The 17,781-nt window shown below is 65.9% G+C and carries 18 protein-coding genes; 9 read left to right on the top strand and 9 right to left on the bottom strand.

Annotated elements, in window-relative coordinates:
• Positions 1-4: 4 nt before the first annotated feature.
• Positions 5-688, bottom strand: coding sequence for an Fnr/Crp family transcriptional regulator DnrE (dnrE, locus tag DSHI_RS16175; RefSeq protein WP_012179851.1), 684 nt, complete (start codon positions 686-688; stop codon positions 5-7).
• Between the two features lie 137 nt (positions 689-825).
• Here dnrE and hemA point away from each other — a divergent pair, with 137 nt between their 5' ends.
• Together hemA and dnrD are read left to right on the top strand one after the other, a co-directional pair.
• On the top strand, positions 826-2,049 hold the full coding sequence (hemA, locus tag DSHI_RS16170) for a 5-aminolevulinate synthase (protein ID WP_012179850.1): 1,224 nt from the start codon (positions 826-828) through the stop codon (positions 2,047-2,049).
• 79 nt (positions 2,050-2,128) lie between these two features.
• Positions 2,129-2,839 carry an Fnr/Crp family transcriptional regulator DnrD gene (dnrD, locus tag DSHI_RS16165; RefSeq protein WP_012179849.1) on the top strand — a complete coding sequence of 237 codons (711 nt, stop codon included), beginning with the start codon at positions 2,129-2,131 and terminating at the stop codon, positions 2,837-2,839.
• A 12-nt stretch (positions 2,840-2,851) separates the two neighbouring features.
• On the opposite strand, the gene DSHI_RS16160 is transcribed toward dnrD, so the two are convergent.
• The 8 genes from DSHI_RS16160 to DSHI_RS16125 form a co-directional block, all read right to left on the bottom strand.
• Complete coding sequence (locus DSHI_RS16160) at positions 2,852-3,121, bottom strand: cytochrome C oxidase subunit IV family protein (RefSeq protein ID WP_012179848.1); 270 nt, start codon at positions 3,119-3,121, stop codon at positions 2,852-2,854.
• Entirely contained in the window at positions 3,118-3,672 is a 555-nt protein-coding gene (locus tag DSHI_RS16155; RefSeq protein ID WP_012179847.1) for a cytochrome c oxidase subunit 3, read from the bottom strand. Before DSHI_RS16155 ends, DSHI_RS16160 begins: the two co-directional genes overlap by 4 nt.
• The gene (locus DSHI_RS16150) at positions 3,669-5,603 is read right to left on the bottom strand and encodes a nitric oxide reductase activation protein NorD (RefSeq protein WP_012179846.1); all 1,935 of its coding nucleotides are present in this window, start codon (positions 5,601-5,603) and stop codon (positions 3,669-3,671) included. The genes DSHI_RS16155 and DSHI_RS16150 overlap by 4 nt, the downstream gene beginning before the upstream one ends.
• Positions 5,604-5,611: 8 nt before the next feature.
• On the bottom strand, positions 5,612-6,418 hold the full coding sequence (locus DSHI_RS16145; protein WP_012179845.1) for a CbbQ/NirQ/NorQ/GpvN family protein: 807 nt from the start codon (positions 6,416-6,418) through the stop codon (positions 5,612-5,614).
• 5 nt (positions 6,419-6,423) lie between these two features.
• Positions 6,424-7,803 (bottom strand): cbb3-type cytochrome c oxidase subunit I, encoded by a 1,380-nt coding sequence (locus DSHI_RS16140; protein ID WP_012179844.1) that lies wholly within the window; start codon positions 7,801-7,803, stop codon positions 6,424-6,426.
• A gap of 13 nt (positions 7,804-7,816) precedes the next feature.
• Positions 7,817-8,269, bottom strand: coding sequence for a c-type cytochrome (locus tag DSHI_RS16135; RefSeq protein WP_012179843.1), 453 nt, complete (start codon positions 8,267-8,269; stop codon positions 7,817-7,819).
• Between the two features lie 109 nt (positions 8,270-8,378).
• Positions 8,379-9,569, bottom strand: a complete 1,191-nt coding sequence (locus DSHI_RS16130) for an NnrS family protein (protein WP_012179842.1) — start codon at positions 9,567-9,569, stop codon at positions 8,379-8,381.
• Positions 9,566-11,629: a NosR/NirI family protein gene (locus DSHI_RS16125; RefSeq protein WP_012179841.1), complete on the bottom strand. Its 2,064-nt coding sequence runs from the start codon at positions 11,627-11,629 to the stop codon at positions 9,566-9,568. The genes DSHI_RS16130 and DSHI_RS16125 overlap by 4 nt, the downstream gene beginning before the upstream one ends.
• A 113-nt stretch (positions 11,630-11,742) precedes the next feature.
• Between DSHI_RS16125 and DSHI_RS16120 the strand changes: the two genes are divergently transcribed.
• From DSHI_RS16120 to ahbB (DSHI_RS16090), 7 genes are all read left to right on the top strand, one after another.
• Positions 11,743-13,494 (top strand): nitrite reductase, encoded by a 1,752-nt coding sequence (locus DSHI_RS16120; protein WP_012179840.1) that lies wholly within the window; start codon positions 11,743-11,745, stop codon positions 13,492-13,494.
• 88 nt (positions 13,495-13,582) lie between these two features.
• Positions 13,583-14,377 (top strand): uroporphyrinogen-III C-methyltransferase, encoded by a 795-nt coding sequence (cobA, locus tag DSHI_RS16115; protein ID WP_012179839.1) that lies wholly within the window; start codon positions 13,583-13,585, stop codon positions 14,375-14,377.
• A complete protein-coding gene (locus DSHI_RS16110; protein WP_012179838.1) occupies positions 14,370-14,681 on the top strand; it encodes a c-type cytochrome in 312 nt (103 codons plus the stop codon). Before cobA ends, DSHI_RS16110 begins: the two co-directional genes overlap by 8 nt.
• Positions 14,682-14,685: 4 nt before the next feature.
• Positions 14,686-15,852 carry a cytochrome D1 domain-containing protein gene (locus DSHI_RS16105; RefSeq protein WP_012179837.1) on the top strand — a complete coding sequence of 389 codons (1,167 nt, stop codon included), beginning with the start codon at positions 14,686-14,688 and terminating at the stop codon, positions 15,850-15,852.
• A 4-nt stretch (positions 15,853-15,856) separates the two neighbouring features.
• Positions 15,857-16,852 carry a siroheme decarboxylase subunit beta gene (gene ahbB / locus DSHI_RS16100; protein WP_012179836.1) on the top strand — a complete coding sequence of 332 codons (996 nt, stop codon included), beginning with the start codon at positions 15,857-15,859 and terminating at the stop codon, positions 16,850-16,852.
• Positions 16,849-17,298, top strand: coding sequence for an Lrp/AsnC family transcriptional regulator (locus tag DSHI_RS16095; RefSeq protein ID WP_012179835.1), 450 nt, complete (start codon positions 16,849-16,851; stop codon positions 17,296-17,298). The genes ahbB (DSHI_RS16100) and DSHI_RS16095 overlap by 4 nt, the downstream gene beginning before the upstream one ends.
• Positions 17,295-17,780 carry a siroheme decarboxylase subunit beta gene (ahbB, locus tag DSHI_RS16090; protein ID WP_012179834.1) on the top strand — a complete coding sequence of 162 codons (486 nt, stop codon included), beginning with the start codon at positions 17,295-17,297 and terminating at the stop codon, positions 17,778-17,780. Before DSHI_RS16095 ends, ahbB (DSHI_RS16090) begins: the two co-directional genes overlap by 4 nt.
• Position 17,781 lies beyond the last annotated feature (1 nt).

Raw genomic sequence — 17,781 nt, 5'->3', positions numbered from 1 at the left:
GACCTCAGCGGACACGGTTGTCGGCAAATTCGGCCAGACGCGCGACGTCCTCGATTCGGACCGAGGCGCGGGTGTTGACGACGCCTTGCGCGCGCAACTGGCGCAGGATGCGGCTGAGGCTTTCGGGCTTCAGGCCGAGCCTGCCTGCCACGAGTTCCTTTTCATAAGGCAGGCTCAGGGTGCAGGCGCCTTCGCGGACCGGTGCCAGGCTGACAAGGAATTCCGCGACGCGCTGCGCGCCGTTGCGGGCCACCAGGGTCTCCACTTGGGCAAAGAGGTTCGTGACATGATCGAAGGCCGACGACAGGAGAGCCTCGGCCACATCGGGGTCCTGCCGCATTCGGGCCAGGAGCGCGTCGGCGCGGATTTCCAGCACGCGCCCGGGGGTGACCGCGTGGCAGCTCACCGGATGGCCCATATCACTCGACGGCAAGGGGTCCCCGAGGGTGTCGCCCCGGGTGAACACGCCGAACACCGCCTCCGTGCCGTTGGACGACAGGCGCGACAGTTTCAGCCACCCTTCGATCACCAGGTAGATCGCCCGCGGCGGCTCGCCCTGAACGAACACGGGCTCACCGCGGTTCAGCGCGAGGGGCCGCGCGCCGGCGAGGATCTTGTCCGCGACGGTCTTGTCCATCCGGGTGAAAAACTTCGCCTGTTTTGCGATGGCGCTATCGTTCAAGGTCATGTCGCCGGTCCCAGTGCGCGCAAGGAGTCCTCGGGAACGCTTGGTCGCACCAAACGCGGCGCGATGTCTTGACGTTGGTTAAGGAACGGCGCGGAGTGCGGTTTTAGCCTTGGGGCAGACAGTTCCAGGAGGCCTCCATGCAGATCGACCGCTATATCGCCGACCGGCTCGCCCAACTTCGCGAAGAAGGCAATTATCGGGTCTTTGCCGATCTCGAGCGTCACCGGGGGGCGTTTCCCCGCGCCACGCGCCGCAGCGGTTCGGGCAGTGGTCCTGTCACCATCTGGTGTTCGAACGACTATCTCGGCATGGGCCAGCACCCCGATGTCCTAGCCGCGATGCACGGCGCGCTTGATCGGTCCGGCGCAGGCGCGGGCGGGACGCGCAATATCTCGGGCACGACCCATGACCATGTCGCGCTCGAAGCCGAGTTGGCGGACCTCCACGGCAAGGAGGCGGCGCTTCTGTTCACCTCGGGCTACGTTTCGAACTGGGCCGCGCTGGGCACCCTGGGCGCGATGTTGCCCGATTGTCTGATTCTCTCCGATGCGCTGAACCATGCCTCGATGATCGAGGGCATCCGCCATTCCCGCGCCGACCGGGTCATCTGGACCCATAACGACATGGCCGACCTGGAGGCCAAGCTGGCGGCCCAACCTCTTGAGCGGCCCAAGATCATCGCCTTCGAAAGCGTCTATTCCATGGATGGGGACATCGCCCCGATCGCCGAGATCTGCGACCTGGCCGACCGCTACAATGCCATGACCTATCTCGACGAGGTGCACGCGGTGGGTCTCTATGGTCCGCGGGGCGGTGGGGTGGCCGAGCGCGAAGGGCTGATGGAGCGCATCACGGTGATCGAGGGTACGCTGGGCAAGGCCTTTGGCGTGGTCGGCGGCTATATCGCGGCGAGCGCGGACCTGTGCGATTTCGTGCGGTCCTTTGCGTCGGGTTTCATCTTCACCACCGCTCTGCCGCCCCATGTGGCGGCCGGGGCCTGCGCCTCTGTTCGGCATCTCAAGCAGAGCAGTATCGAGCGACGCATCCAGCAAGAGCGCGTGGCCGAGTTGCGTGCCCGGTTCGATGCGATCGGCCTGCCCCATGTGCCGAACCCCAGCCACATCATTCCGCTGATGGTGGGCGACCCGGTGAAGTGCAAGTTCATCTCGGACACGCTGCTGGACGAGTTCGGCATCTATATCCAGCCGATCAATTACCCGACCGTGCCCAAGGGGACCGAGCGGTTGCGCATCACCCCGTCGCCGGTCCACGACCCGGCGGATCTCGACCGTTTGTGCACTGCGCTCGAAACGCTCTGGACCCGGTGCCAGCTCGCCCGGATGCCCCGCGCGGCCCAGTAGGGCCGCAGCGCAAAGATGACTCGTTCATGCGACGATTAAGCATGTAGCTTTGAGCGCTGCGTGCTGCGCAAGTAGGGCCATGGCTTTATCGCATCTCAATACGGCAAAAGCGAGTTTGCTGCTGTCGAACTGCCCGGACGAGGTGGCCACGAAGATCCTCAAAAGGTCGTCGGTCAAACGCTATGACCGCGGCCAGGTGCTGTTTTCCCACGGCGAGGATGCGCACTCGGTCTATATCGTGATCGACGGCTGGGTGAAGCTGTATCGAATCACCCCCAATGGCAGCGAGGCGGTGGTCGGCGTTTTCACCCGGGGGCACAGTTTCGGCGAGGCGGTGGCGCTGCGCAACGATACCTATCCGGTCGCGGCCGAGGCTGCCACGGATGTGCGTGTGGTGCAGGTGCCATCGGCCGAGGTGCTCAATGTCATGCGCTCCCATCCGGAGGTCTGCATCGCCATCTTGTCCTCGACCTTTGCGCATCTGCACGCGCTTGTGGCGGAGGTGGAGCAGCTCAAGGCCCGCTCCGGAGCGCAGCGCGTCGCGCAGTTCCTGTTGTCGCTCGTGACCTGCGATGAAGGGAGCTGCCGCGTGATGCTGCCCTATGACAAGATCCTGATCGCGGGGCGCATCGGGATGAAACCCGAAAGCCTCAGCCGCGCCTTTGCGCGCCTCAAATCCCAGGGCGTCACGATCAAGCAGAACCATGCGGAGATCGCCTGCATCGACACCCTGCGCGACTTCGCCGACGAAGACGGCACGGGCGAGGTGCCGCGCCAGCGCATGATGTAGCGCCCGCGAGCGTCAGCCAACCATGTAGAGCCCGGCCAGAAGCAGCCCGGCAAACACCAGGCAGGTGACACCGGCCCGCCGCCAGCTGGGCGCGCCACGCAGGCCAAGATAATCCAGCAGGATGATGCGCGCCTTGGCGATTGCAACCGCGAGGATCGCCAGCCCTTCATACTGCGGTCGCAGCCAGGACACCGCGTCCTGCGACAGAACCGTGCCCAGCACCGTCAACGCCAGCAGCGCCCCCCAGGCCCGGAGGCTCACGATATGCGCCGCCGCTCTCATGCCATCAGGTAGATCACGGGAAAGAGCAGCACCCAGACCAGGTCTACCATGTGCCAGAACGCCGTCGCCGCCTCGACCGGGGCCGGACGCGGGCGCCAGGCCACCAGGGCCAGGACGAGAACACCCGCGACCACATGGGCGGCGTGAAACCCGGTGAGCAGGAAGTAGAAAGTGAAGAAGGCGTGGGTCTCGGTCGACAGCCCCAGCGCCGCGAGATCCGCGAACTCGCTGCCCTTTATCACGAGAAAGACCAGCCCGAGCGTCCCGGCCGCCGCAAGCCAGCCGCGCGTGGCCGCCGTCCGTCCAGCCGTACAGGCCTGCGTTGCCAGCGCCGCGAAAAGCCCGCTGGTGACCAGAACGACCGTATTGATGCCCGCCCGGACGGGGTGCAGGGCCTCCTGTGCGGTGGCGAACCCGCCGGGATCCGTGATCCGGACCCCGAGAAAGGCCGCAAGTCCCGCGCCGAACACCAGAAGCTCGCTGACCACGAGCACCCAGATCATCAGGCCACCCGGCAGCTCGTCGAAAGGGTCCCGCGATGTGTCGCTCATGCGCCGATCAGTTGACGATAGATCGCGGGCAGCGCCTGGATCAGGCGGTTGGGATCGGGCACGACCGAGAAGCCGCCCGCGCCAAACATCCGGGTGAAACTGGCCTTCGAGCGGCTGTCGATGGTGATGGCGAAGACCGCGTGGCCCTGTCGGCGCGCTTCGCGCACGGCCATGCGGGTGTCCTCGACCCCGTGACGCCCCTCGTAATGGTCGAGGTCGTTGGGTTTGCCATCGGTGATTACCAGCAGCAGGCGCCGTTTGCGTGCCTGCCGCGCAAGCCCGGCGGAGGCATGGCGGATCGCCGCCCCCATCCGCGTGTAGAAGCCGGGGCGCAGGCTGGCGATGCGCGCTTCGACCCCGGTGTTCATCGGCGTGCCGAAGCCCTTGCAACGGGTCAGGTAGACCCGGTCCCGTCGCAAGGACGAGAACGCATCGATGGCGAACTCATCGCCGCAGGCCTGCAGGCCCCAGGCCAGTGCTGTCAGGGCCTCCCGTTCGATATCGATCACCTGGCGGCCCGCCACGGCACTTTCGGTGGAGCGGGACACGTCCAGCAGGATCGAAACCGCGAGGTCGCGCGCCTGCGGGCGGGTCTGACGCCAGATGCGTTCGCTTCCGGCCCCGCGGGTGACGAGATCCACCTGCGCGCGCACGCAGGCCTCCATGTCCAGCTCCTCGCCCTCGGGTTGGCCGGGCAGGACCACGCGGCCGGGGCGCAGAGCCTCGAACTGGCGGCGCACGGCCTCGATCCGGCGGTGGGCATCGGGGGCGCGCAGGGCGTCGGTCTGGACCGGGGCGGCCCAGCTGGCCAGCACGCGCGCGTGGTTCGGCAGGTAGCTGCCGCTGCGCGCCTCCCATTCCGGGTAGGTCAGGACATCCGACAGCGCCTCGCGGTCGGCATCCTCGGGCGCAAGGTCCAGGTGCAGTTTCAACTTCGTGGCCGGCGCCTTGGAAATCTGCCCCAGCCCGATCTCGTCGAGATCGTCCGCGGCCTTCTTGGCGTCGTCATTGTCGTCGTCATCCACGCGGCGGTTGAGGTTGAGGAACTCGGCAAAGCTGAGGATCGCCTCGAACTTGTGCAGGATCAGGCTGTCCTGACGCTCTGCCTGTTCGGATTTGCGCCGCCGGGCGCGGTGGGTTTTCTCGCTGCCTTCCTCGGCGGGACCGTCCGTGTCGCGGGTCTCGACCTCGCTGCGGGCACTGAAGGCGACCGGGCGCAGATCGGGCCAGAGCGGCACCGGCCTGTGCGGGCGATACCGTCGCGCGGCGGGCGGCAGGGTGTCGAGCGGTGCGCCCTCGAGCACCGCGTCGATCTCGGCGGCCAGCCCTTGCAGCGGGGCCGGGTGGCCGAGCAGGCGCCGGATGACCGCTTCTGTGGCGGCCTCCTGCGGGGGCAGGCTGTGATCGCGGCGCATCTGCAGCGCGGCTTCGGCCAGGGTGCCGAAGAGCGGCACCAGGCCCGGGCATTCCGCGCAAGCCGCGGTCAGCATGGTCTTGGCGGCCTGCAGCCCCGCGATGTCGGCGTGAAACGGGTCCTCGGGGACGACCGGGTCCGGCGCATGGGCCGCGGCCGCCGTCAGCCAGAGATAGAGCGCCGCATTGGCCTCCCGCATCGGAAACACCGCCAGCCGCTCGGGCAGGCGCAAAGCTTCGCCATCGAAACTGGCGCGCGCATGGCGCTCGGTCTCGGTGCCCAGCCGACGCCGCCAACTGAGCCTGTGGCCCACTGCCTCGTCGGCTGCGGCGCGGAACTCGACGGCTGGATCGCCGCCAAGTCCACGGAAAAAAACGGCCAGACGCCCTGATATCTCCGTCAGTTCAACGGCCGCGTCCGAGAAAATCTCGGGCGCATCAAGACGACTGGCCAGAGCGTGCCACAGCTTCCCGACGGTTTCTTCGGGTTCCCATGGCTCGATCTCGATCTTGCTCATACCATACCTCACCCAAAGACGGCTGTTACAAGATCGGTCAGTCCGCGTTTCACGTCCTCTTCGTCTGTGAGAGGTTCGATCATCGCGGTGCGAATGGCGCGCTCCACCGGCATGCCTTTGGCGATCAGTGTCGCCGCATAGACAATCAGCCGGGTGGAGACGCCTTCTTCGATGTCCTGGCCCTTGAGATCGCGCAGCTTGCCTGCAAGTCGCACCAGCGGCTTGACGCGCTCGACGGACAGACCGCTTTCGCTGGCGACAATCTCGACCTCATGCGCGGGCGCCGGGAAGCCGAACTCCAGCGACAGGAAACGCTGCCGCGTCGAGGGTTTCAGGGTTTTCAGGATATTCTGGTAGCCCGGGTTATAGGAGGCCACGAGCATGAAGCCAGGGGTGGCTTCGAGTTCTTCGCCGGTGCGGTCGATCGGCAGGATGCGCCGGTCGTCGGTCAACGGGTGCAGGACCACGGTGACGTCCTTGCGGGCTTCGACCACCTCGTCGAGATAGCAGATCGCCCCTTCGCGCACCGCGCGGGTCAGCGGCCCGTCGACCCAGACCGTCTCGCCCCCCTTGAGCAGGTAGCGTCCCACCAGGTCGGCGGCGGTCAGGTCGTCATGGCAGGCCACGGTGTAGAGCGGCCGCCCGAGCCGTGCCGCCATATGCGCCACGAAGCGGGTCTTGCCGCAGCCCGTCGGGCCCTTGAGCAGCAGCGGCAGGTTGTTGTCATAGGCAGCTTCGAAGAGGCTGCACTCATCGCCCTGGGCGAGGTAGAACGGGGCCGAAGCCCCATTCCCGTTCATGTGTGATCCATCCATGGTAGTCACTCCGCAGGTGTTTCGGCTGCAACGGACCGGTCGTTGGGTTCAATGATCTCCTTGCGGGGCACGAAGATCGCGTAGATGAACAGCAACGCCCCGAGCACCACGACCACACCGGATCCGAACCGCATCCAGTAGAAGATGGTGATATCGTCCTGCACGCTCATGTAGTCGATGCCCATGACGCGCTGCAGGTGGGTCTGCACGGTGCCCGCGAAGGTCAGCACGAAGGTCATGAAGGTCATGCCGCCGGCCATCATCCAGAAGGATGCCATATTGAGCACCTGGTTGTACGGATCGCGGCCCTTCAGGATCGGCATCGCGTAGCTTATGATCGCGAGGTTGAGCGCGACATAGGCTCCGAAGAAGGCCAGGTGACCGTGCGCGGCAGTGATCTGCGTGCCGTGGGTATAGTAGTTCACCCCGTGCAGCGTGTGCAGGAAGCCCCAGACACCGGCACCGAAGAACGCGAGGGTCGCAGTCCCGAGCGACCACAGCAGCGCGGCCTTGTTCGGGTGATCCCGGCGGCCCTTCCAGACCATCACGAAGGCGAAGGCCATCATGGCGAAGAAGGGGATGACTTCGAGGCTGGAGAAGATCGATCCGATCCACTGCCAGTAACCCGGCGTGCCGATCCAGTAGTAGTGGTGCCCGGTCCCCAGGATGCCCGAGAACAGCGCGGCGGCGACGATGACATAGAGCCATTTCTCGACCACTTCGCGGTCCACGCCGGTGAGCTTGAGCATCAGGTAGGCCAGGATGGAGGCCATGATCAGCTCCCACACGCCTTCGACCCACAGGTGCACGACGTACCACCAGTACATCTTGTCGAGCGACAGGTTGTGCGGGTTGTAGAAGGAGAACAGGAACAGCAGCGCCAGACCCCACAGACCGAGCAACAGGATGTTGGTGATCGCGGTCTTGCGGCCTTTCAGCGAGGTCATGGAGACGTTGTAGAGGAAGATCAGCGCCGCCACGACGATGCCTGCCTTGACCCATTTCGGTTGTTCGATGAACTCACGTCCTTCCTTGCCGAGCAGCCAGTGGCCCTCGAACGGGTTGAACAGGTATGTGACGACCACACCCAGGGTGCCGACGACCAGGATCGCCAGCTGGACATAGGCGAGCATGGGCGAATGGATCTCGCGCTCCGCCTCCTCGGGGATGAGGAAATAGGCTGCCCCGAAGAAGCCCAGCAGGAGCCAGACGATGAGGCTGTTGGTGTGCAACATGCGAATGGTGTTGAAAGGCACCAGTTCCGATAGCGTGTTGGGGGAGACATAGACCCACCCCGCCAGCAATCCGCCGATAACCTGGATCGCGAACAGCCCGAGAGCCGTTGCGAAATAGGCATAGGCGATTTTCTGTGATTCGTATTTCATGGCTTTGCTCTCCTTAACCGGCGTCGTTCGGCGGCCAGCCCTGGGCGTCGATCTTGTCGGTCCAGATCAGGAAGTCCGACAGACCGCGGATCTCCTCATCGGTGAGTTCGAAGTAAGGCATCTGGCGACGGCCCTCGATGCCGGTCGGCATTGCCTGGATCCAGCCCTTGAGGGTTTCGAAGGCCGCTTCGGGATCGTCAACGACGCCCCAGCGGGTCATCACGTTGCCAACCTCGGGCGCGAAGTAGGCGCCTTCGCCGAGGATGGAGTGACAGTTGACACAGGTTTTGTCTTCCCAGACCTTCTTGCCGAGAACCACGCTGTCGGTGAGCTCCATCGACGCGGTCGAGGTGTTCACGATATAGAAATGGCTATGTGCAGTAAGGCCAAGGAAGATCGCTAGGAAAAACAGGGACCCGCCGTAGAAGATATTGCGGGCCATGCCTTTCGTCATGACGTCTTTCATGGGTAGTGCTCCTTGTCGGAGGGTTTAGGACCTCTTCAGGGTGCCTTGCGGGCGCGGCGGGAGTCTTAACCAACGTCAAGACCGGGGCGTGTTGCCGCGCCCGCTTGCGTTACTCCGCGGCGCTCGACCCGAGAATGGCCGGCAAAAGGCTGAGGACGAACAAGGCCATAGCCGCGATCCACAGGGCGCCTGCGACCAGCATCGCCGCGAAGTAGAGGTCGATCTGGGCCGAGGAACCGACCCATCGGATCACAGCGGCCAGCCCGATCAGCCCGAAGGCCAGCGCGACGGGGCGCGGCGCAACCAGGGCGCGTCCGGAATGCCCCAGGATCGCCCGGGACATCACCGCGACGGTCATCCCGCCCACCGTTCCGATCCCCAGAACGTGCAAGGCGGCGACCTCGCTGCCCATGCCGGTCAGCGACAGCCCCAGAAGCAGGTACCCCGCCCCGAGCATTCCGAAGGCCAGGTGCAGGCTCCACAGGATCGGCTGTCCCAGGGTCCAGCCGGTGCGCCACCCCGCCAGCCGCGCGAGTTGTGCAGCACCGCAGATCACGGCCAGCACCGCGATGAGCCGCTCGGGGGCTTCGGCGAGCACGAGCACAGGCAGCCCGATGGCCAGGGCGATCCCAATCAGCTCGACCGGCTTGCGCGACGCGGGCAGGTCGGTCTCCCGTCCGGCGCGGGTCATCGCGTTGCGGGTGAAGGCCGGGGTCACGCGCCCGCCCAGCACCGCGATCATTGCGCAGATGCCGAGCAGCCCGGCGCGCAGGCCGACTTCGGCGCCTGGCCCGCCAAGCCCGATCCAGTCTGCATGGACCGTCGCATTGGCCAGCCAGACCAGGGTCAGAAGCCCAAGGAACATCATGTTCTGTGGCTTCGGGCGGTTCAGAAGCTGGGTCAGGATCTTGGTGGCCAGCACCGGCAGGAACGCGAGGTCCACCGCCGCGACCAGAACCGGCGGCAGGCTGCCGGACATCCAGATCGCCACCCGCCCAGCCAGCCACAGCCCCGCGACCAGCACGATGAAGCCGTGCCGCGCGGCCTTGGCCCCGGTCCAGTTGGGCACTGCCGTCAGGAAGAAACCGCCCAGGGCCGCACCGGCATAGCCGAAGATCATCTCATGGGCGTGCCACAGGTGCGGCGGCGGCGCGAAGCTGTGCTCGGTCACCATGCCGCCGAAGGCATGAACCCCCAGCCACGCCTGCCAGTAGATCGCCGCCAGCAGGCCGAACACGCCCGCCGCGAGGAAGAAGATGCGAAATCCGTCGCCGAAAAGGCGGTGCAAGCTCTGTTTCATGGGGAACCTCCGGGGGCCGCAGCGGTGCTTCGGGCGCGGCGTTTCAGGATCGTGCAGGTGTCTTTGTCGTGGAAGATCCACTGGCATTTCAGGCACAGGATGCATTCGTTCGGGTTGATCCGGCCCAGTGGGTCGATCGCGCCCACGGTGCATTTCTGCTCGCACAGGCGGCATTCGCGGCCACATTGCGGCCGCCGGTGCAGCCAGTCGAAGATCTTCAGTTTTGCGGGAATGGCGAGCCCCGCGCCCAGCGGGCACAGGTAGCGGCAGTAGAACCGCTCGATGAATAACCCGGCCGTCAGGATCGCCAGCACGAACAGCACGAAAGGCCAGGCGCGCAGCATCCGCATGGAGATCGCCGTCTTGAACGGTTCGGCCTCGGCGAGGACCAGGGCGCGTTCCATGGAATAGAAGGACAGCGCAACGATCCCGACAAACAGAACGTACTTGATCACCCAGAGCCGTTCATGGATCGGCTGCGGCACCGCGATCTGCGGCACGCGCAAAGCCTGTGCCGCGCGATTCGTCAGCTCCTGCAGCGCGCCGAAGGGGCACAGCCAGCCGCAATAGACCCCCCGCCCCCAGAACAGCAGGCCCAGGGCCACGAAGCTCCAGAGCATGAAGATCACCGGGTCGATCAGGAAGGTCTCCCAGCGGAAGCCCGAGAGCAGGGAATGCAGGAAGGCCACGATCTGCACCACCGAGAGCTGTCCATTGATGCCCCAGCCGAGCCAGACCAGCGTGGTCGCAAGAAATGCGATGCGACCCGCGCGGTAGAGCCGGGGCCGGGACACGAAGCTCTCCTGCGCGAACAGGATCAGGGTCAGCACCGCCAGCATGGTGGCCACGCCTGCGATCTCGGGGCGCTTGTCCTGCCAGACCGTTTGCCACAGCGGCGTGTCGGGTGCCGCGTCGGGCAACAGGAACGCCGCGGGCAGGCTGTAGTCGACCGGAATCGTGAAGACCACGTCGCCCGAAGCGGTGGCGCGGGTCGCCTGGACTTCGAGCGTGAAGGGCGCGGTCGGGTCAAAGCCCGAATCGCCGCGGATGCGGAACACGCTGCGCTCCTTGAACTCCGGCGCTCCGTCGGCGGCCAGCCGGTCGATGCGCACATAGTCGTCTTCGGTGAAGACATGGACCGTCTCGCCCTGCCGCAAGCTGAGCCTGTCGAACACGCCATCGCGCCGCCAGGCCGTGCCGCGGTGGGAATGCAGCCCGCGGGACGCCACGAAGAGTGCGACCTCGTTTGGACCGAGCCCGCCCACGGCACTGGTGAAGCTCTGTTGGCCCAGCAGGTTACGGCCGATGGTCGGCGGATCGAGAATTGCGATCCAGAGATCGAGGAACGCGCCCGGTCCCGGTTCGGGCGGCAGGCGTCCATCCTTGAGGGCCTCATGGGCTTCGGTCATCGTCACGAGGGTATGGGCGAGGGCGCCCGAGGTCGCGAGCGCGTCCCAGTCGCGCGGCTCGAATGCCACGCGGTCGATCCCGCCATCGCCCGCCATCACGCCGCGCCCCAGGGCCAGGGTGCGCGCGCTGCGCAGCATCGAATCGCGGATCACCCCGGTGGAGACGGTCGCACGCGAGATCACGTCTGGGATCTGCGCCAGCCGGGTCTCCTGCGGGGCGCGCAGGTTCAGGCCTGCGAAGCTGCTGACGAAGGCCTCGATATCCTCGGTCGATATGCCGAGTGTCAGAATGGGCTCGTTGTGCTGGACCAGTTCGGCCCCCGAGACGCGCGCATCCGGTGTCAGCCCGAAGAGCACGTCGAGCGGCCGGCCCGAATATCCGACGGACCCCGACAACTCCCAGGTGGAGCCGATATACCCGGCCACCTGTCCATTGGCGAGGACCGTCCAGCCGGGAACCGGGGCATCCTCTCGGACAAGGCGCACGGGCGGTGCCACCCCGATCAGGCGGGCGGCCCGGGCGGGGTCGGGTGTGCTCACGGCCAGCGTGTCGCCCGGCAGTACGCCGCCGCCAGCGGCCATCAGGGGGGCTGTGGCGCCGGCTCCAAGCCAGAGCACCAGACCCAGAATGAGAAGGATCAGTCTGTGCATGGTGCAGAGTATCTGCCGCGACCACCTGTCCACCCTTAACCAAAGTCAAGGCCGGGGAGTCGTTTCTCGCTCAGGGTCGGGGGGCCTCACCAGCGAAATGGAGACATCCTGAGATGACCAGATCCGCAATCCGGCGAACGAGCCTACTTGCCAGTGCCGCGTTTTTCGCAGTCCTGACAGCGGGCGGAGCAATCGCGCAGGACAAGCCCGAAGACCACGCCAACAGCCCCGCGGGCGCCTATGAGCCCAGCATGACAACGCTTGGGCAACTCAACATCGAAATTCCCGGCCGCAAGCCCGGTGATCCTGTGATCTCGCAGGCCGAGTACGACAAGGCCAACACGATCTATTTCGAGCGTTGCGCCGGCTGCCACGGGGTTCTGCGCAAGGGCGCGACCGGCAAGGCGCTGACGACTGACCTCACCCGCGAAGGCGGCTACGAGTACCTGCGCGACTTCATCACCTATGGCTCCCCGGCGGGCATGCCCAACTGGGGCACCTCGGGCGAGATGACCGAAGAAGACGTGGACCTGATGGCCCGCTACCTTCTGCTGGAGCCCGCGCAGCCGCCCGAATTCGGGATGGCCGAGATGCGCGAGACCTGGAAGGTGCTCGTGGCACCGGAGGACCGCCCGAAAGAGAAGATGAACGATATCGATATCGACAATCTCTTCTCTGTCACGTTGCGCGATTCGGGCCAGATCGCCCTGATCGACGGCGCCACCTACGAGATCCACAGCATCATCGAAACCGGCTACGCGGTTCATATCAGCCGGATTTCGGCCTCGGGACGGTACCTGATGGTGATCGGGCGCGACGCGCTGATCAACATGATCGACCTGTGGATGGAAGAGCCCGCAACGGTCGCCACGATCAAGATCGGCACCGAAGCGCGGTCGGTCGAAACCTCGAAGATGGAAGGCTACGAAGACAAGTACGCGATCGCCGGGGCCTACTGGCCGCCGCAATACGTGATCATGGACGGCGACACCCTGGAGCCGCTCAAGATCCAGTCCACCCGCGGCATGATCTTCGACGAGCAGACGTACCACCCCGAACCGCGCGTGGCGGCGATCCTGTCCTCGCACTACCGGCCGGAGTTCATCGTCAACGTCAAGGAGACGGGCAAGATCCTGTTGGTCGACTACTCGGACATCCGCAACCTGAAGGTGACCGAGATCGAGGCCGAGCGCTTCCTGCACGACGGCGGTCTCGACAGCACCAAGCGGTACTTCCTGACGGCGGCGAACGCCCGCAACAAGATCGCGGTGATCGACACCAAGGAAGGCGAACTCACGGCGCTGCTCGACTCCGATGGCCTGACCCCCCACCCGGGGCGTGGCGCGAACCTGAACCACCCGGTGCACGGGCCGGTCTGGGCAACCTCGCACCTCGGCGACGAGACGGTGGCGTTGATCGGCACCGACCCCGAGGGTCACCCTGACGAGGCCTGGACCGTGGTCCAGCAGCTCTATGCCATGGGCGGCGGGTCGCTCTTCGTGAAGTCGCACCCGACCTCCGAGCACCTCTATGTGGACGCACCGCTCAACCCGGATGCCGAGGTGTCGGGATCGGTCGCGGTCTTCAAGGTGTCCGAGCTTGGCCAGGAAGAGCCGGAATACACGGTTCTGCCGATCGTCGAGTGGGCCGGTATCACCGAGGGCCAACCCCGCGTGGTGCAGGGCGAGTTCAACAAGGCAGGCAACGAGATCTGGTTCTCTGTCTGGAACGCCGCTGACCTGACCTCCGCCATCGTGGTGGTCGACGACAAGACGCTGCAGCCCAAGCACGTGATCAAGGACGAGCGCCTGATCACGCCGACCGGCAAGTTCAACGTCTACAACACCAGGGCCGACGTCTACTGACGCCGTCCTGGACCCCGGGGGCTCCGCGCCTCCGGGGTCCTTCTCCAGAATTTCAAGAAGGCCCAGCCCGCAGCTAGGAGAACGCCCCATGAGACCCTTTGGAAAAGTCAGCCTCGTCGGCGCGGGTCCCGGAGATCCGGAATTTCTGACCCTGCGCGCCCTGCGCCTGATCCTCGACGCCGAAGTCATCGTTCACGACCGGCTCGTCCCCAGCGAGATCGTCAATCTCGCCAAGAAAGGCACGCGGCTGATCTCTGTCGGCAAACGCGCAGGCTTCCATCCGGTGCCGCAATCCGAAATCAACGACATGCTCGTGGACATCGCCATGACCGGCCAGGACGTGGTCCGCCTGAAGGGTGGGGACCCGTTCATCTTCGGGCGGGGCTCGGAAGAAGCCGCCGAGTTGCGGGCCCATGGCATCCGCGTGGAAATCGTGCCCGGCATCACCGCCGCGCAAGGCACCGCGGCCTCGACCGGTGTGCCCCTGACCCATCGCGGCCTGGCCACCGGCGTGCGCTACGTGACCGGCCATCGCAAGGCGGATGAACCGCTGGACCTGGACTGGGCGAGCCTGGCCGATCTCGACACCACCCTCGTGGTCTACATGGGCGGCGCCAATATCGCCGAGATCTCCCGCAACCTGATTGGCCAAGGCCTGCCCGTGGACTTGCCCGTGCTGGCCGTGTCCCGCGCCACCACCCCGGGCGAGCAGCGCTGCCTGACCAACCTCAGCCGTGTCGCCACCGACGTGGAAGCCCGCGTCTTTCCCAGCCCGGTCCTGTTTGTCATCGGGCGCGTCGTCGAATTGGCGACCGATGTCGGCGCCGTGATGCCCGAAGCCGTCGGGCGCGTGAACGACAAGGTGAAGGTGCTCCATGTCTAGGACCGTCGCAGCGCTCTGTCTGATCCTGTGTGCCGCGGGGCCGCTGCAGGCCGGCGAGACACCGCTGGATACCGCTGCGCTCGAAAGGCTTGTCCTGCAGGATTGCGGGTCCTGCCACGGGTTGACCCGAAAGGGCGGGCTTGGCCCGGACCTGCGCGCCGAGGCCCTTTCCCATTGGGCGCCCGAAGATCTCGCTCAGATGATCCTCGACGGTTTGCCCGGTACCGCAATGCCCCCCTGGCGCGCGCTGATGACCGAACGCGAAGCGGCGTGGATCGCCGATTATCTTCTTGCAACGGAGTAGACCCATGGTACGCCCCATCGCCTCGACCCTGCTGTTCCTGACTTTGCTCTTTGCGTTCTGGTTCAACCAGGCGCTCGCCTCGGAACCCCGCAGCACCGCCGGGCTGGGCGTGGTGATCGAACGCGCGACGGGCGCTGTCCTGATCGTCGACCGCAGCACCCACACGGTGCTCGACCAGGTGGAGGGGTTCGGAGACCTCTCCCACGCTTCGGTCGTGTTTTCCGATGACGGGCGGTATGCGTTCGTTTTCGGGCGCGATGGGGGTCTGACCAAGCTCGACCTGCTGACCGGACAGATCGTGGGCCGGGTGATCCAGTCGGGCAATGCCATCGGCGGCGCGATCTCCGATGATGGCACGCTGGTCGCCGTGGCCAATTACGAGCCGGGCGGCGTGCGCATCTTCGACGCGGATACCCTCGAGCACGTGGCCAGTTTCGACACCGGGGCCAAGACCATCGGCCTCGTGGATGTCCCCGGTCGGCGGTTTGCCTTCACCATGTGGGACAGCGGCGAGACCTGGCTGGTGGACATGAACCAGCCGGACCCCGAGCCGCTGATCATAGCCGGTATGGGCGAGAACCCCTATGACGCGCTGATCACCGGTGATGGCCGCACCTATATCGCCGGGCTGTTCGGCGAAGACGGGCTGAGCCTGCTGGACCTGTGGGAGGCCGAGCCCACCCCGCGCCGCATCCTGCCCGGCTACGGTCGCGGCGAGGAACCGCTGCCGGTCTACAAGATGCCCCATCTCGAAGGCTGGGCACTTGCCGGGGATCGCTTCGCGCTTCCGGCTGTCGGCCGTCACGAGGTGCTCTGGCTTGATTCCCGCAGCTTCGAGGAAGTCGGTCGCACGGCGACCCACGGCCAGCCGGTCTTCGCCGTCGCACGCCCCGGAGGGCGGCAGGTCTGGGTGAACTTCGCGCATCCGCTCAACGACACGATCCAGGTGCTCGATACCGCGACCGGCGACGTCATTCACAGCTTCCAGCCTGGCCCGGCGATCCTGCACATGGAATTCGCCCCACGCGGCAACGAGGTGTGGGTGTCCGTCCGCGACGCCGGAAAGGTGCTGATCTACGACACCGAGACCTTTGCGCTGACGGGTGAGATCGCGGCGGAGAGCCCCTCGGGCATCTTCTTCACCGCGCGCGCTCACCGGATAGGATTGTGATGCTATGACACTGGCTGAAATCTCTCTCGACGATCGGCTACTGAACGAGTTTCAGCGCAACGTACCCGTGGTCGCGCGTCCCTTTGCCGAGATCGCCAAGTCCGTGGGCACGACCGAAGACACCGTCCTCGCCCGGATGCAGGCGCTCGTGGCGCGCGGGGCGGTCACCCGCTTCGGCGCGACCTGCCGACCCAACACCGCCGGGGCCAGCACCCTCGCGGCCGTCTCCGCCCCCGAATGGGAGGTGGAAAAGACCGCGGCCATCATCAATGCGCAACCCGGTGTCAACCATTCCTACCTGCGCGAGCATCGCTGGAACATCTGGTTCGTGGCCACCGGCCCCGACCGTGCCCATGTGGATGCCGCACTCGCCCAGATTGGGGCAGAGACGGGCCTGCGGGTGCTCGACCTGCGTCTGGTGGCGCCGTTCAACATCGACCTGGGCTTCGACATGAGCGGCAAGGCCGCCCATGGTGTCGAACCGTCCCGGGTCGCCACGCTGGGGGCGATCGATGCCACGGACCGCAAGCTGATGCAGGTCCTCTCCACCGGCCTGCCGATGGTTGCCCGCCCGTTTCGCGCGGTGGCCCCGGTCTGCGACCTGGACGAGGCTGGCGCGTTGCGCCGCGCCGCCCGGCTTCTGGAGGAGGGCTATCTGACCCGGTTCGGCGTGATCGTGCGTCACCGGGCCCTTGGATGGCGCGCCAATGCCATGGTCGTGTGGCAGGTGCCGCCCGCACAGGTGGCCCAGGCGGGTCCGGCGCTTGCCGCAGTGCCGGGCGTGACCCTGTGCTATCAGCGCAAAGCCGTGCCGGGTGTCTGGCCCTACACGCTTTACAACATGATCCACGGGCGCAGCCGCGAGGACGCGATGGCGGTCCTGAAACGCGCCCGCGCCCTGCCGGAACTGCGCGGAGTGCCGCATGAGATCCTGTTCTCGCTGCGCTGCTTCAAGCAGACCGGCGCCCTGATCGACCTGCCGCGAAAGGAACCCGCATGACCCTTGATGCCACTGACCGGCTGTTGCTCAACGAGTTGCAGGCCGGCTTTCCGATCGCGGCCTCGCCTTTTGCTGTCGTGGGCGATGCGCTGGGCCTGACCGAAGATGACGTGATCGCCCGTATCGCCCGGATGCGGGAGGCAGGCTATGTCACCCGCTTCGGCCCGTTCTACGATGCTGCGGCCATGGGGGGCGGCCTGTGCCTGTGCGCCATGGAGGTGCCCGCGGACGCGTTCGACGCGGTCCTAACCAAAGTCAATGCGCTGCCCGAGGTGGCGCATAATTATGAACGTACGCACCGGCTGAACATGTGGTTCGTTCTCGCGACCGAAACCGAGGATGGCATCACCGAGGCCCAGGCGCGGATCGAGGCGGAAACGGGCCTTCCCGTTCTACTCTTTCCGAAATTGCAGGAGTTTTTCATCGGGTTCCGGGTGGCAGCATGAAAATGGATCATATCGACCGAGCGCTCATCGCCGAAACCCAGGCCGGGTTGCCCCTGGTGGCCGAGCCCTATGCCGCCGTGGCCGAGGCGCTCGGGATGCCCGAGGACCAGGTCATGGCGCGCCTGCGCAGCCTAAAGGCTCGCGGGATCATGCGCCGGATCGCCATCGCGCCCAACCACTACAAGCTGGGCATGACCGCAAATGGCATGACCGTCTGGGACGTGCGCGATGCGGATGTGGCCGAGCTGGGTGCCCGGATCGGCGCGCTCGGCTTTGTCTCCCATTGCTACGAGCGGCCCCGCGCGCTGCCGGACTGGCCCTACAACCTCTTCGCGATGGTCCATGGCGACACCAGAGACGAGGTCGAGGCCAAGCGCGCCGAGATCGCCACCCTGCTGGGAGCGGCCTGCCGGGCGTCGGACGTCCTCTATTCCAAGCGCATCCTGAAAAAGACCGGCCTGCGGCTGGCAAAGGGGAAATGAC

The sequence above is a fragment of the Dinoroseobacter shibae DFL 12 = DSM 16493 genome, assembly GCF_000018145.1.
GTDB classification, from domain to species: domain Bacteria; phylum Pseudomonadota; class Alphaproteobacteria; order Rhodobacterales; family Rhodobacteraceae; genus Dinoroseobacter; species Dinoroseobacter shibae.
The sequence above is the reverse complement of the archived record's forward strand: the minus strand, read 5'-3'. Positions and strand labels throughout refer to the sequence as shown.

Bases quoted from the DNA above. Each gene is read 5' to 3' on its own strand.
- DSHI_RS16105 (WP_012179837.1), top strand. From the start codon at position 14,686: ATGGTACGCCCCATCGCCTCGACCCTGCTGTTCCTGACTTTGCTCTTT.
- DSHI_RS16155 (WP_012179847.1), bottom strand. From the start codon at position 3,672: ATGAGCGACACATCGCGGGACCCTTTCGACGAGCTGCCGGGTGGCCTG.
- DSHI_RS16150 (WP_012179846.1), bottom strand. From the start codon at position 5,603: ATGAGCAAGATCGAGATCGAGCCATGGGAACCCGAAGAAACCGTCGGG.
- cobA (WP_012179839.1), top strand. From the start codon at position 13,583: ATGAGACCCTTTGGAAAAGTCAGCCTCGTCGGCGCGGGTCCCGGAGAT.
- DSHI_RS16130 (WP_012179842.1), bottom strand. From the start codon at position 9,569: ATGAAACAGAGCTTGCACCGCCTTTTCGGCGACGGATTTCGCATCTTC.
- DSHI_RS16120 (WP_012179840.1), top strand. From the start codon at position 11,743: ATGACCAGATCCGCAATCCGGCGAACGAGCCTACTTGCCAGTGCCGCG.
- DSHI_RS16125 (WP_012179841.1), bottom strand. From the start codon at position 11,629: ATGCACAGACTGATCCTTCTCATTCTGGGTCTGGTGCTCTGGCTTGGA.
- DSHI_RS16145 (WP_012179845.1), bottom strand. From the start codon at position 6,418: ATGGATGGATCACACATGAACGGGAATGGGGCTTCGGCCCCGTTCTAC.
- DSHI_RS16140 (WP_012179844.1), bottom strand. From the start codon at position 7,803: ATGAAATACGAATCACAGAAAATCGCCTATGCCTATTTCGCAACGGCT.
- DSHI_RS16135 (WP_012179843.1), bottom strand. From the start codon at position 8,269: ATGAAAGACGTCATGACGAAAGGCATGGCCCGCAATATCTTCTACGGC.
- DSHI_RS16110 (WP_012179838.1), top strand. From the start codon at position 14,370: ATGTCTAGGACCGTCGCAGCGCTCTGTCTGATCCTGTGTGCCGCGGGG.
- hemA (WP_012179850.1), top strand. From the start codon at position 826: ATGCAGATCGACCGCTATATCGCCGACCGGCTCGCCCAACTTCGCGAA.
- DSHI_RS16160 (WP_012179848.1), bottom strand. From the start codon at position 3,121: ATGAGAGCGGCGGCGCATATCGTGAGCCTCCGGGCCTGGGGGGCGCTG.
- DSHI_RS16095 (WP_012179835.1), top strand. From the start codon at position 16,849: ATGACCCTTGATGCCACTGACCGGCTGTTGCTCAACGAGTTGCAGGCC.
- dnrE (WP_012179851.1), bottom strand. From the start codon at position 688: ATGACCTTGAACGATAGCGCCATCGCAAAACAGGCGAAGTTTTTCACC.
- ahbB (WP_012179836.1), top strand. From the start codon at position 15,857: ATGACACTGGCTGAAATCTCTCTCGACGATCGGCTACTGAACGAGTTT.
- dnrD (WP_012179849.1), top strand. From the start codon at position 2,129: ATGGCTTTATCGCATCTCAATACGGCAAAAGCGAGTTTGCTGCTGTCG.
- ahbB (WP_012179834.1), top strand. From the start codon at position 17,295: ATGAAAATGGATCATATCGACCGAGCGCTCATCGCCGAAACCCAGGCC.